The organism is Alteromonas sp. 07-89-2 (genome assembly GCF_013113925.1).
GTDB lineage: Bacteria > Pseudomonadota > Gammaproteobacteria > Enterobacterales > Alteromonadaceae > Alteromonas > Alteromonas macleodii.
The window spans coordinates 1-584 of sequence record NZ_VTYM01000074.1 but is presented as its reverse complement, the minus strand read 5'-3'; the positions used below and the strand labels follow the sequence as shown (position 1 = coordinate 584).

At 40.8% G+C, this 584-nt stretch carries 1 tRNA gene; it reads right to left on the bottom strand.

Annotated elements, in window-relative coordinates:
• Window positions 1-5: 5 nt before the first annotated feature.
• A tRNA-Ser gene (locus tag F0261_RS19745) sits at window positions 6-97 on the bottom strand.
• Window positions 98-584 lie beyond the last annotated feature (487 nt).

Here is a 584-nt window from a genome sequence, read left to right as displayed (position 1 = left end):
GTATTTGGCGGAGAGTGAGGGATTCGAACCCCCGGTGGGTTTGACCCCACGTCTGATTTCAAGTCAGGTGCATTAAACCGGGCTCTGCCAACTCTCCTGAAGTGACGCTTATCTTAATGATTTACGTGACGCTGTAAAGCACTAATTTCAATTAAATCAATCAACTGGTGAAATATTCACCTTTTCGCAAGAATAATAACCATCTTGGTAGAAAATGGCCTGCGTTCTCATTATTTAAAAACACTATTAGCGTTAACCTACTATAAATGCACGTAAAACTTAAAACGAAGTTTTTTAAAAGCGATTGAAGTTCTCACTCAAAAATTCTCATTAGGTATTCTATGCACGTCGACAGTTCATGATGCCAAAATGATAATGTTCGTTTAGCTTTGAACAATATAGTTTTGCGAAGGTTTCACTCTTGGCTATAGCTATATACTAAAGCGAGTAAATTTAGCCCATAAAAAAACCCGCAACAATGTGCGGGTTTTTCGTATTTGGCGGAGAGTGAGGGATTCGAACCCCCGGTGGGTTTGACCCCACGTCTGATTTCAAGTCAGGTGCATTAAACCGGGCTCTGCCAA